Origin of the sequence: Castellaniella sp., assembly GCF_049651205.1 — a bacterium.
In the GTDB taxonomy this organism is placed as follows: domain Bacteria; phylum Pseudomonadota; class Gammaproteobacteria; order Burkholderiales; family Burkholderiaceae_B; genus Castellaniella.
This window is the reverse complement of the sequence record NZ_JBASBR010000002.1, coordinates 1-12,711: the sequence shown is the minus strand read 5'-3', so window position 1 is coordinate 12,711 and position 12,711 is coordinate 1. Positions and strand designations below refer to the sequence as shown.

The window sequence follows — 12,711 nt, the reverse complement described above, 5'->3', positions numbered from 1 at the left end:
CATGACGACTGCCCCTTGCTTTCCTCTGCGGGACGGCATCCTGCACGCCGAAGACATCCCGCTGCCCCAACTGGCCGATCAATACAGCACACCCCTGTACGTGTACTCACGCGCGGCGCTGCGCGCGGCCTGGGCCCGTTACGCCAGCGCCATCCAAGGGCGCGACGCACTGGTGTGCTATGGCGTCAAAGCCAACTCCAACCTGGCCGTGCTGCACGAGTTCGCACAACTAGGTTCGGGGTTCGATATCGTCTCGGGGGGCGAACTCGAGCGTGTGCTGGCCGCCGGCGCACCGGCCAATCGCATCGTGTTCTCGGGCGTGGGCAAACAGGCTTGGGAGATGCGTGCGGCACTGAACGCCGGTATCAAGTGTTTTAACGTCGAATCCATCCCCGAGCTTGAACGCCTGGCCGACATCGCCCAGGAGATGGGCGTGCGCGCGCCGGTGTCGCTGCGCGTGAACCCGGATGTGGATGCCAAGACCCATCCGTATATTTCCACCGGACTGAAAGACAACAAGTTTGGTATCGACATCCTGCAGGCACCGGCGGTGTATCGCCAGGCCAGCCAGTACCCAGCGCTGGAAATTGTCGGTGTCGATTGCCACATCGGCTCGCAGATCACCGAGATCAGCCCTTATCTGGATGCGCTGGATAAGCTGCTGCGCCTGATCGACACACTGGCGGCCGAAGGCATTGGCCTGCGCCACCTGGATCTGGGCGGCGGGCTGGGCATCCGCTATACCGACGAAACCCCACCGCACCCAGCCGATTTGCTGAACCCGGTATTTGAGGCCCTGCACGCGCATGGGCTGGATACCTTGCAGGTGATCCTAGAACCCGGGCGCTCGCTGGTGGGCAATGCCGGGGTGCTGCTGACCCGTGTCGAATACCTGAAACCCACAGAGGCGCGCAACTTTGCCATTGTGGACGCCGCCATGAACGACCTGATGCGCCCGGCTCTCTACGAAGCCTGGCACGACGTCCTGGAGGTGCAGCCACGCCGGGGCACGCCCCAAGTCACCTACGATGTGGTGGGGCCGATCTGCGAAAGCGGCGACTGGCTGGCACGCCAGCGCCTCTTGGCGATCCAGCAGGGAGACTTGCTGGCCATTCTGTCGGCCGGCGCCTACGGCTTCTCGATGGCCAGCCAGTACAACACCCGTCCGCGCGCAGCCGAAATCCTGGTTGATGGCCAGCAGCACTGGCAGATCCGGCCGCGAGAAGAGGTGCGTGATCTTTTTGCCACAGAACGTATCCCAGAAAACCCGTAATCGCGCCCGAGTCAAAAACCGGCGCGCAAAAAGTACGTTAAAGTTTTGACACTTACCGTCGTAAATCGTCAGGGGCTGCAAGTGTCTGTTAAACGTCTTGTAGTTTTTTGTCATCTCCGGCCTGTGGTATGCCTGCACTAAAGGGTTCCGTTTCCTTGATCGACCCGTCCCGGTCTCATCGGCAGGGTAGTACACGCGCCTTTCTGGTGTATTTTTTACTGCCGCTGATCGCCGGTCTGCTTGCGATTGGCTCTGCCTGGCTACTGCCTGCACACACCTATCCCACCCATGGCCAAGGCCTGGCCACCCAGTTTGCCTCCGGCCCGTTTGAGTCCCCCCGCCAGGCAGTCACAGATCTGCAAGCCTTGCCTACTCGGTTGGCTAAAAATATCCCGATTGGCCCCCACTGGCTGCTGGCCGAACTCCACCCCCCCTCACAGCCCGACACAAGCCCTGCGTCGGTGCTGCTGATACCCACTGCCACTACGGCATCCCCTGTGTGCTGGCTGCTTAACCAGCAGCGCCCCGATCAAGTCACACCGCTGGCTTTCCGGTTGGGGATCCTGGGATACTCGGCTGGCCTGCCCGGCCCAACCGCTGCCAATCAGGTGCTGTGCGAAGTACAGCAATTCATCCCCGGCATGCTCACTATCCAGCAGTGGTCTTTACCGGCATTCTCCTTCACCAGCGGGCAGCACGCGCACGCCATGGGCATGCTTACCGGCGGCCTGCTGCTCCTTATCGCCTTTATTGCCATGGTGTCGATCACCACACGCGACCACCTGTATGTGCTGTTGGCCGCGTGGATGCTGTGCAATGTGCGCCTGGGCGCGTGGGCGCTGGGCTGGGATCACTTCTGGCTCGAGCACACCCTATCGCCACCCAACCTGATTGCTTCGCGCAAGCTGGTGGTGCTGTTTGCCTTTACCCTCACCTGGCTCTTGTTCAGCCGCCTGTTCCGGCACAGCCTGGGTGCACGCCTTTGCCGTCACCTGCAGCTGCTGGGGCTGGCGGGGTCTGTGCTGCTGCTGGCGGGTGTTTTGCTGGGCTCTGCCCAGGCACTGCAAACCATTGCCTTTTTTGCCGCCTGGGCCAATAGCGCCCTGGTGGCCACCATCCTGGTTCACGCCTTGTTCCGGGTAAGCACCCGCACCCTGTTTTGGCACACGCTGGCCGTGTGCCTGGCCGTACTGCTCATCGTCATCGGCCTGGTCCTGCTGGCCTTGAACCGCCTTAACGATATCGACAGCGCGATGGGTGTCACCCTGTTTCTGGGCTGCAACCTGCTGGTGGCGCTGGCCACCGCCAACCGCACCCGCGAAGATCGCCAGTTACGGCTACGGCAGCGCAACGAGCTCATCGTGCATGATTCGCTCTCACCCCTGGGCCTGTTTACGTTAAGCGCGACACGCCACTTCGAGCACCTAAACCCCAACGCGCGCGAGATGCTGGCCATAGAAGACGGCCTGCAGGTGCCTGCGCTCAAGTGGCGAGATTACTTCGAAGAAATCGATTGGGTAGAGGTGTCACTGGCCACCGAACAAGGCCGCGACACCGAGATCCAGCTGGCTCATCGTGGCAGCGGCGGCAGTTCGATACGCAGTTTTCTGTTGCGTGCCACGTTGGCAGGCAGCCGCATCGAAGGCTCTTTGCAGGATGTCACCGCCCGATCTGAAACCTTGCGCAATCTGCGACTGATGACCGACCACGACGCACTGACCAACACGCTTAACCGGCGTGGGATAGAGTCCGCCATGACAGCCGCCATCGAAGACTTGCAACAAAACGGCACACCCTGTGCGATGTCCTACCTCAGCCTGGATCATTTAAAGCGCGTCAACGATCTCTTCGGGCACTCGGCCGGGGATCAGCTGCTGCAGCTGGCCTGCGACCGTCTGAGATACTCGCTGACCGACCAGCAAAAGGTGGGCCGCATCGGCACTGACGAATTCATTATCCTGTTTCCCAACATGCGGGCGCGCGACGCCCGCCCTCTGGCCCAGGATATGGTCGACAGCCTGAACGGTGCGCCGTTTTACGTGGGCGATCGGTCTTTTCAGGTAAAGAGCGCTATGGGCCTGATCGACCTGAACACCGACATGGGCCCCAAAGATGCCATGGCAGCGGGCACCCGCGCCTGCCGGGACGCCCGCAAGCAGCACCAGGACATCGTGCTCTACGAAGAAAACACCGAGGCATTGTTTGATCACATCAACGAGCTGCGGGTGTTCGAGCAACTCGAGCAAGGCACCCCGCCCGAAGACCTGTATCTGCTGATGCAGCCCATCGTGTCGCTGCGCCATCCCCTCAAGATGCTCAACTTCGAGGTCTTGCTGCGCGTGCGGCACAAAAACGGCCATGTCCCGCAAACCCAGAAGATCATCCAGGCAGCCGAAGACAGCGGCATGATCACCGCCATCGACAAATGGGTGGTGTCATCTACCCTGGACTGGATGATCAAAAATCATGACAAGCTGCATCACACGCAGCTGGTCAACCTTAACCTCAGCGGTGTCTCACTTAACGACGACCGATTTGTGGATGCGCTCTTCAGTCTGCTTAACCTGCAACCGCAGCTCAGCCGGCGGCTGTGCATCGAGATCACCGAGGGCGTGGCCCTGCAGGACCTCGAGCGTACCCGCCAGTTTATGCGCCGCCTGCAGCGCATGGGCGCTCGCGTGGCCCTGGACGATTTTGGCGCAGGTTATACGTCGTTTTCATACCTCAAAGAACTGCCGGCCGACACCATCAAGATCGACGGCAGCCTGATCCGCGACATGCTGGCCAGCGAAGCCAACATCGCCATCGTGAACAGCATCGTGGATCTGGCACACAACCTGGGCATGGAATGCATCGCCGAGTGGGTTGAAGACGAACCCACGCTGCGCGCCCTGGCTGAGATGGGCGTGGATTATGTGCAAGGCTATGTTGTGTCGCCCGCTTGCGAGCCTGCAGAACTACTGGCCCACGAGAACATCCTTACCCTGATCAGCGACCCCGCCACGCGCACCCTGCTCGAAGAAATCAGCGGCCGCCGCGCCTGATGTCGCCTTCGGGCTTTCACCAGGACTTAGACGTTTGGCTGCCCTCCCGTATCCCGCCCCACCTGGCATCCCTACAGAGACCCAGACAAAGCAAAGGCACCCCGAAGGGTGCCTTTGCTTTGTGCTGCGATCTGGAGCTTAGAGTTCTCCGTAGGAGTGCAGCCCTGAGAGGAACATATTGACCCCCAGGAAGGCAAAGCTGGTAACCAGCAGGCCGCTAAGCGCCCAGTAGGCGGCCATGGAGCCGCGCAGGCCTTTCATGAGACGCATGTGCAACCAGGCCGCATAGTTAAGCCAGACGATGAGCGCCCAGGTTTCTTTGGGATCCCACTGCCAGTAGGTGCCCCAGGCATCCGCCGCCCACAACGCACCCAAAATGGTGGCCACGGTAAAGAAGGCAAAGCCCACGGCAATGGCGCGATACATGATGTCGTCGAGGAGCTCGAGCGAGGGCAGGCGCTGTGCAATGGGGGCACGGAAGGCCAGGATGGTGCCAACGATCAGGGCACCCACGCCAAAATACAGCATCCAGGTGGCCGAGAGCTCGCGCGAACCGAAGACGAATGGCTCGGCGCACAGCACCGCACCCAGCGCAAATACAGGAATCAATGGCTTCCAGTTGCGGGTCTCGCCATGGGATTTGACCAGGTAGGCAAAACCCACCATAGCCGCCAGGCTGAAGGTGCCATAACCGATAAAGTTGGCCGGCACGTGCAGCTTCATCCACCAGCTTTTAAGCGCAGGCACCAGCGGCTGGATCTGATAGGCATCGCGGGTAAACGAATACCACAGCAAAAACACCACCAGAGAGCTGATGACCAGCAGCACAAAGCCGCCCAGGGCACGAGTGGCGTAGCGGCGCTCGTAGTAGAGATAAAACAGTGCCGTGATCAGCGACATCAGCACGAAGACTTCATAGAGGTTGCTAACCGGGATATGGCCAATGCCGTCGCCCATCAGGTGGCCTTCGCGCCAGCGCACCAGCAGGCCGGTAAGCCCGAAAAACACAGCGCTCCAGGTGAGAACGGTGCCCAGCCAGGCGGCTGTCGTGCTGGCAAATCCGATCCAGTAGCACACCGTAGCCAGCACAAACAAGGCGCACATCCACAAAATGGCCGACTGCGAAGACAGCAAGTACTTAAGCAGGAAGCTGGTGTCGGCGCGGGCAAGATCACCCTGCAACAAAGAGCCCGTGGGGCTATAGAGCCAGATGGCCAGTAGCGCACAGGCGCCGGCCGCAATCATCAGCACCCGCAGGGGGCGCCACAGCCAGCCCAGCCAGCTGAACACCGCCACGGCACCAATGAGGATGAGTTTTTCGTAGTAATCCATGAACTGGCCATAGGAGGTAAGGACGTGTGCCGCCCCCACTGCCAGTAACAGGAAAAAGCCAAGGTCTGTCCAGTTGGGACGACCGCGCCGGCCACGGTGGTCGCCGCTGGTGTTCATGTCTGGTGACCACAGGGCCATCGGTTGCCGGGCTACAGTATCAGTGCTCATGAGTGTCTCCGAGGTTGCGCAGGGCGTCCCGCAGCCTTTCAAATTCGTGGTTGAAATCCAGATTGCGCCGTTGGGTTGTCATGGCGGCCAGCCATTGGCTGCCACCTTGTACAGGACGCACCCATACCCAGACCCGTCGCTCGCGAATGTAAAACATCGAAAACACTCCGAGGATGAGCAATACACAACCAATATAGACCGTAATCTTGCCGGGGCTGCGCGCCACCTGGAAGACACTGGCCTGGACTTGATTGAAGTTGGTGAGCTGCAAGGCCACGGGAGCCGGATAATCGGGCAGCGAAGCGAGCGCCAGGACGGCCAGGCGCAACCACTGGGCTTCATGTTCGGCCTGCGGGCCGCTGGGGTCAAGTGCGGGTAACCCCTGTTGCACACGCACCAGGCCACGCAGCTCTTGCAAGCTGAGCTGAATCATGGGAACCGCAAAATCGAGGATTTTCTCGCGCTGATCGGGTGGTGCCGAATCGATGATGCCATTGAAGCCGCGCTGAGAGAACGTGCGCAGGGCGCCCTGGGCCGCCTGGAACATCAAGGTGCGCTGTTCGCCCTCGGGAGCGTTCAGCTGGGCAAAGCGATGTGCAGCGACCTCTCGCATGGCGGGGTTGGCCAGGGCCGCACGCAGCTGCATGAATTCTTGCATGGTGCCTTGATCATCTGCCGGGATGCGCAAATAGCGATAGGCATCGGCCGGGGTTTTGCGCGTGCCCAGCAAAAACAGGGGAAAATCATCGATCTGGATGGGCAGCATGTACTGAGTGAACTCATGCGATTGCCCATCAGCCCCCACCAGGCGGTACTGCACGCTTGGACCCACATTTTTTTTGCTCTCGTCGTGCGGGCGCGCTGCACTGCCGGTAACCGCAGCCACATCACGGATGATGTCTGTGGGCTGTGGATCCGGATCAGACCCGAGGTTTTCGACATTGATGACCCTCAAGCCCGTGAAATCGACCGTCTGCCCGCCCAATGCCGGTGGCAGCTTGCCATCAGAGCCCACCGTGCCTTTAAGATCCAGTGGCTGGGCGCCATCCCCCGACAGCGGCCAGGCTTTCAGACTGAGGCTGCTGCCGCCGTCATCGAAGCTGGACTGATACACGGTGATGCCCTTGTAACGCAGGGGCTCGTTGACCTTGATGGTCTGCTCGAAAGACTTGCCGGTTTCGTGATCAGTGACGACCACGTCGCTGCGAAAATCGCTGGGCATGCCGGTTTGGTAGTACTCGACATAAAACTTTTTTAGACGCACTGAGAAAGGCAATGGCTGCAACAGCACCCCCTGCCCCGCAGACACAATACCCACGCTGCTTTGCTTGCCGTCGGGTATAAACATATTGGCGCGGAAACTGGGGTTGCGCGCCGACAGACGCCCGGATTCGGGCACATCCGAGATGAGCATATTGCCGGTGACCGGCTGCTTGTCGAACAACCAGGTTTGCATCCGCACCGGCAACTCGCTATCGAGCAGGCCACCCAGGCAGATCACCACAATGGCCACGTGCGCAAAAATGTAGCCCAGACGATTAGCCGCACCTTTTTTGGCTGCCACCATGCGGCTTTCGCCATCTTCGCGCACCCGAAAGCGGAAACCCCGGCTACGCAGCAGCCGGCCCACCTGATCTACGGCCTGGTCGGGGGTGAGGGCACTGTCGACCTCAACCTTATGATGAAACGCCTTGAGGCTGGAGCCGCGCACGTACTCGCGAAACGTACGCATGTCGCGGATCATCTTGGGCGCATTGCGCATCACGCACAAGGTGGTGGACACCACCAGAAAGCCCATGATCATCAAAAACCAGGCACTGTTGTAGATGTGCCAGATGGAGAATTTGTCGAAGACGGAAAACCAGAACGGGCCGAACTGATCGATATAGGCGTTGGCACCTTGATTTTGCGGCAGCACGGTACCAATCAGGCTGGCGACACAGATGAACACCAGGAGACTGATGGCGAAGCGCATCGAGCCGAAGAGCTCGATGATGTCGGCACCACGGACACGAGGTTTGCTGGAAGATGTCACGACTGCCCAAAAAATGAAAAAAAGGGGGTGCGCCTGAGCGTCCCCCCTATTGGTATTATTTTAAAGTTGAACCTTACACCGTTTTTGCCGGGCGCGCCCCGGAAGACCCCGGAAACAACGAGGAATTAGCGCAAGCCCGCGGCATAATCGGCCACGGCAGCGAGGTCGGGGTCGGTCATGCGGCTGGTGATGTCGTACATGATGGTGTTTTTACGATCACCCGAGCGGAACAGCTTGAGCTGTGCCAGCAGGTATTCGGAGTGCTGACCGGACAGCCGGGGGAACTCGCCGGGCAGGCCGGCACCGGTGGCGCCATGGCATGCAGCACACGCAGGCACCTGACGATCGGCGATACCGGCACGCCAGATGTGCTGGCCGCGCTCGGTGGTGGCTTCGTGGGTGGCGGTGGCGGCGGTATCCGGATTAAGCGGCTGCTGCGACAGATACAGGGCGACGTTCTGGATGTCCTGGGCGCTGAGCGCGGGCGCGATGGTGGACATGATGGACGGTGCACCGTCGGCGCCTGTGCGCACAGCGGGTTTGTCGCCTTGCGGGACAAAATCGTGCAGCTGCTTGGCCAGGTATTCGTGGGGCATGGCGGCCAGATTGGGGTTGGCCGGAATGGTGCTGTTGCCACCGTCGCCATGACAGGTAATACAGGCTAGTACACCGCGCGTGGCATCGCCCTTGACGAACAATTGCTCGCCGGCTTTGGCGTCGGGCGTAGTGACATCCTGAGCGTGAGTAAGGCCGGGCAGGGCGCCGGCAAGCACCAGGCTGCCGACCATAAACATACTGGATAGCGCACGCTTCATGAGATCCTCGAGGTTGGGTCGGGGCGCCAAAGGCGCCGGCTTTTAGGCCGCCAAGCCGCGCACACACTGGGCGCGGGGCAGCCACCGTATTCGATACAAGCGAGGATTATACAATAGCGTTATTGACAGCATCCTTTCGGCTCGCGCCGCACCATTGTGTCCCTACTTCATCGCGCCCGCTTTACGGTGTCAGCCGCCCGCCTGGATCAGCTGCCCGCCCCCACCACCGCCGAGGTCTGCTTTGCAGGCCGGTCCAATTCTGGCAAATCGTCGGCCATCAATGTGCTCACCAATCAGCGCCGCCTGGCGTTTTCCAGCAAAACCCCCGGGCGCACACGACTGATCAACCTGTTTGGCATTCCCGACCCCCTCACCCCCGAAGCCTGGCTGGGGTTTCTGGTGGATCTGCCGGGCTATGGCTACGCGGCAGTCGATCGCGCGGCACGCGACGAATGGGCCGAAGTGCTGGGCGGCTATCTGCACCAACGCAGCAGCCTGGCCGGTGTGGTGCTGCTCATCGATATCCGTCGTGGCGTTACTGATCTCGATCGCCGGCTGGCCCACTGGATCGGCTTGCGCGGCCTGCCTACGCTGGCGCTACTGACCAAGGCGGATAAACTGCCTTATGGACAGCGGGTGCGCGCCACCCAACAGGTACGCAAAGAACTTGCCGAGATCGGCACGCTGACCGCACTGCCGTTTTCGGCCACGCACCGCATCGGCCTCGAAGAAGCCGCGTTGCATATCGAAAACTGGATTTCGCCGCAGCAGGTGCCTTAGATACCCGCCTGCGCCCGGCCACGCTGTTTGGCCCATCGTTTTTGCTTGGCCTGCCATCATGGGCAGGCTGCCAGGAGTTCTCCATGACCCAATTTCTGCCTCCCGTTGATTTTCCCACTGCCCGTCTGCGCCGCAACCGGCGCGACGACTTCTCTCGCCGTCTGGTGCGCGAGAACCGCCTATCGGCAGACGACCTGATCTACCCGGTGTTTGTGCAAGAGGGCAAGCGGGTGCGCGAGCCCGTATCCTCGATGCCCGACGTGGTGCGCCATTCGCCCGATACCTTGCTGGAGACGGCCGAAACCTGCGTCTCGCTGGGCATCCCGGTGCTGGCGCTGTTTCCGCACATTGATCCTGCCCAGAAAACCCCGGACGGCGCCGAGGCGGCCAACCCGGATGGCCTGATCCCTCGCACGGTGGCACTACTTAAACAGCATTTCCCCGAACTCGGCGTACTCACCGACGTAGCGCTGGATCCCTACACCAGCCACGGGCAAGACGGCCTGATCGATGACAACGGCCAGGTGCTTAACGAGCCCACGGTAGAGATGCTGGTGCGCCAGGCGCTTACCCATGCACAAGCCGGTGTGGACATCGTCGCCCCCAGCGACATGATGGATGGGCGTATCGGCGCGGTGCGCCAGGCACTGGATGCGCAGCAACTCATCCATACGCGCATCATGGCGTATTCAGCCAAGTACGCCAGCGCCTTTTATGGGCCTTTCCGTGAAGCCGTCGGCTCGGCGGCACAACTGGGTACATCCAACAAGGCTACTTATCAGATGGATCCGGCCAATCGCCTGGAAGCCCTGCGCGAAGTGGCTGCCGACATCCGCGAGGGTGCCGATATGGTGATGGTGAAACCCGGCCTGCCCTACCTGGATGTCTTGCGCGAAGTCAAAGACGCCTTTGTCATGCCCACCTATGCTTATCAGGTCAGTGGCGAGTACGCGATGATCAAGGCGGCATCGGCCAATGGCTGGCTGGATCACGACAAGGTGATGATGGAATCCCTGCTGGCATTCAAGCGGGCCGGCGGCGACGGCATCCTGACATACTTCGCGATTGCTGCGGCGCGCATCCTGCGTGGCGCGTAAGCCACACCCACAGCACCATCACCTGCCGGCAGCAGTGCCTGCAGGTACCCCACTCTCAGCCAGGCAAGCCCAGTGCCGGCAAGTTGCGGGTGCCTCTATCGGCTGCGGCGCACCTGCGGACGGATACCCACAGCAACATCGATAGTGGATGATTTACCCGCCCGCACAATCTGCAGCTGTGCGGTGCTGCCAATCTTGATGCCAGCCAGCCGGTTGAGCAGATCAATGGCGTCGCGCACGGGCTGACCGTTCAGTGTCCGGATGATATCCCCCACCTGCAACCCTGCCTGTGCGGCCGGGCCATGGGCAAAGACACGCGCCACAATCACGCCCTGAAGGTCGTCCAGGTGAAAGGCCCGGGCAAGATCCGGCGTGATGTCCTGGGGCTCGAGCCCCAGCCAGCCGCGCTGGACATGGCCGGTCTGGATGATCTGGTCAAGGATGGCGTGAGCGGGCCCGGAGGGGATGGCAAATCCGATGCCCAGCGAGCCGCCGGTTTCTGAATAGATGGCGGTATTGATGCCCACCAGCCGGCCCTGTGTGTCGATGAGAGCACCTCCGGAGTTACCGGGGTTGATGGCGGCATCCGTCTGGATAAAATCTTCGTAGGTGTTGATACCCAGGCGGTTGCGCCCCAGGGCAGAGACGATCCCCTGGGTGGTGGTTTGCCCCACGCCAAAGGGGTTGCCGATTGCCAGCACGACATCACCCACCTGCACGGACTGGTTGGGGTCGAAGACGATGATGGGCAGTTTGTCGAGATTGACTTTAAGGACGGCGAGGTCGCTTTCGGGATCGGCGCCGACAATCTGCGCATTGGCGTGACGGCCATCTTTCAGGCTGACTTCAATACTGTCCGCCGCCTCGATGACGTGGTAGTTGGTAAGGATGTAGCCGTCGGCACTGACGATGACGCCAGAGCCAAGACTGGTGGAGTCCTGGCGCCGGGTGAATCCGGGGACGCTGCGCAAGAAGCGCTGCAGGCCTGGGTCGGCAGGCATGGGCACCAACGGAACATCAATGTGCTTTCGGGTGTAAATATTAACCACAGAGGGCGCGGCACGGGCAACGGCCGGGGCGTAGCTGCTGACCTGACCAGTGCCGGAGGCCTGCCCGCCAGTTGCGGTATGGGCGGGTGCGTTTGCAGGGACGCCACCGGGCAGCCATTGGGGGCGCAGTGTGGAAACAAGAAACAGGACAGCCAGGCAGACGGTGACGGCCTGGGCAAAAATCAGCCACAATCGTTGCATTGGATGGGCTCTCTGTTGATGATTTGTTTTAAGGACTATGTTGAATGAAACCACAGATTTCACGCAAGGATCTGGAATCCTGGCTGACGGCTACGCTGCAACCAGAGCGTTTTCGGGATTATTGCCCGAATGGTCTGCAGGTGGAGGGCCGGGAGGAGATCCGGCACATTGTGACGGGGGTAACCGCGTCGCAGGCGTTGATCGAGGCAGCGATCGCGCGCAATGCAGATGCGATTCTGGTGCATCACGGGTGGTTCTGGAAAAACGAGGATCCCTGCATCCGGGGGATCAAGCATCAACGATTATCGGCGTTGATGGGCGCTGGGATCAATTTGTTTGCTTACCATTTGCCACTGGATGCGCACGAGGAGTGGGGTAATAACGCACAGTTGGCTCGGGTGATGGATTGGACACCAGAGGTGCGGGCGGACGGGACGCGGGTAAGTTGCGGGCCGGATGGTCTGGTATGGCTGGGTACGCCAGGGTTTGAGTGCACGGTGGGCGAGCTGTCGATGGATGTGGCGCAGCGTTTGGGGCGCAAGCCGCTGGTGGTGGGCGATCTGGATCGCCCTGTGCGGCGTTTGGGGTGGTGTACGGGGGCTGCGCAGGGGTTTATGGATGCGGCGCTGGCGGCGGGGGTGGATTGTTATGTAAGTGGGGAGGTGTCAGAGCCGACGGTGCATTTGGCACGGGAGTCCGGGTGCGGGTATGTGTCGGCGGGGCATCATGCGACGGAGCGGTATGGGGTGCAGGCGCTGGGGGCGGGGGTGGCGGCGCGGTTTGGGGTGGAGGTGACGTTTGTGGATGTGTTTAATCCGGTTTGAGGGTTCTTGGCCGCGCCTGCTTCTTGGCTGAAGCGCTTTCTTGGCTGGGGCGCTTTCTTGGCTGCAGCTCATCCTCGCGGGGAGGTGTTGGGG

9 protein-coding genes are annotated in these 12,711 nt (G+C 61.0%); 5 read left to right on the top strand and 4 right to left on the bottom strand.

Annotated elements, in window-relative coordinates:
* Nucleotide 1 precedes the first annotated feature (1 nt).
* Both lysA and WA928_RS00255 read left to right on the top strand, forming a co-directional pair.
* Entirely contained in the window at nt 2–1,273 is a 1,272-nt protein-coding gene (gene lysA, locus WA928_RS00260; RefSeq protein ID WP_424298143.1) for a diaminopimelate decarboxylase, read from the top strand.
* A 155-nt stretch (nt 1,274–1,428) separates the two neighbouring features.
* Nucleotides 1,429–4,317 (top strand): putative bifunctional diguanylate cyclase/phosphodiesterase, encoded by a 2,889-nt coding sequence (locus tag WA928_RS00255; RefSeq protein ID WP_424298141.1) that lies wholly within the window; start codon nt 1,429–1,431, stop codon nt 4,315–4,317.
* A gap of 138 nt (nt 4,318–4,455) precedes the next feature.
* Here the strand turns inward: WA928_RS00255 and ccsB are convergent, their stop codons facing one another.
* The 3 genes from ccsB to WA928_RS00240 all read right to left on the bottom strand — a co-directional run bounded on the left by ccsB (nt 4,456) and on the right by WA928_RS00240 (nt 8,667).
* Entirely contained in the window at nt 4,456–5,817 is a 1,362-nt protein-coding gene (gene ccsB / locus WA928_RS00250) for a c-type cytochrome biogenesis protein CcsB (protein WP_417277177.1), read from the bottom strand.
* A complete protein-coding gene (locus tag WA928_RS00245; protein WP_424298230.1) occupies nt 5,807–7,792 on the bottom strand; it encodes a cytochrome c biogenesis protein ResB in 1,986 nt (661 codons plus the stop codon). The genes ccsB and WA928_RS00245 overlap by 11 nt, the downstream gene beginning before the upstream one ends.
* A gap of 185 nt (nt 7,793–7,977) precedes the next feature.
* On the bottom strand, nt 7,978–8,667 hold the full coding sequence (locus tag WA928_RS00240; RefSeq protein WP_424298139.1) for a c-type cytochrome: 690 nt from the start codon (nt 8,665–8,667) through the stop codon (nt 7,978–7,980).
* 156 nt (nt 8,668–8,823) lie between these two features.
* Here WA928_RS00240 and yihA point away from each other — a divergent pair, with 156 nt between their 5' ends.
* Both yihA and hemB read left to right on the top strand, forming a co-directional pair.
* A complete protein-coding gene (gene yihA, locus WA928_RS00235) occupies nt 8,824–9,447 on the top strand; it encodes a ribosome biogenesis GTP-binding protein YihA/YsxC (protein WP_417277179.1) in 624 nt (207 codons plus the stop codon).
* An 83-nt stretch (nt 9,448–9,530) separates the two neighbouring features.
* Complete coding sequence (gene hemB / locus WA928_RS00230) at nt 9,531–10,544, top strand: porphobilinogen synthase (protein WP_424298136.1); 1,014 nt, start codon at nt 9,531–9,533, stop codon at nt 10,542–10,544.
* 95 nt (nt 10,545–10,639) lie between these two features.
* Here hemB and WA928_RS00225 read toward each other — a convergent pair whose 3' ends face one another.
* A complete protein-coding gene (locus WA928_RS00225; RefSeq protein WP_424298134.1) occupies nt 10,640–11,794 on the bottom strand; it encodes a trypsin-like peptidase domain-containing protein in 1,155 nt (384 codons plus the stop codon).
* A 44-nt stretch (nt 11,795–11,838) separates the two neighbouring features.
* Between WA928_RS00225 and WA928_RS00220 the strand changes: the two genes are divergently transcribed.
* A complete protein-coding gene (locus WA928_RS00220; protein WP_424298132.1) occupies nt 11,839–12,618 on the top strand; it encodes a Nif3-like dinuclear metal center hexameric protein in 780 nt (259 codons plus the stop codon).
* Nucleotides 12,619–12,711: the final 93 nt, after the last annotated feature.

Excerpts from the sequence above, each read along its gene's own strand:
- WA928_RS00240 (WP_424298139.1), bottom strand. The coding sequence starts at position 8,667 with ATGAAGCGTGCGCTATCCAGTATGTTTATGGTCGGCAGCCTGGTGCTT.
- ccsB (WP_417277177.1), bottom strand. The coding sequence starts at position 5,817 with ATGAGCACTGATACTGTAGCCCGGCAACCGATGGCCCTGTGGTCACCA.
- WA928_RS00245 (WP_424298230.1), bottom strand. The coding sequence starts at position 7,792 with ATGCGCTTCGCCATCAGTCTCCTGGTGTTCATCTGTGTCGCCAGCCTG.
- WA928_RS00225 (WP_424298134.1), bottom strand. The coding sequence starts at position 11,794 with ATGCAACGATTGTGGCTGATTTTTGCCCAGGCCGTCACCGTCTGCCTG.
- hemB (WP_424298136.1), top strand. The coding sequence starts at position 9,531 with ATGACCCAATTTCTGCCTCCCGTTGATTTTCCCACTGCCCGTCTGCGC.
- lysA (WP_424298143.1), top strand. The coding sequence starts at position 2 with ATGACGACTGCCCCTTGCTTTCCTCTGCGGGACGGCATCCTGCACGCC.
- WA928_RS00220 (WP_424298132.1), top strand. The coding sequence starts at position 11,839 with ATGAAACCACAGATTTCACGCAAGGATCTGGAATCCTGGCTGACGGCT.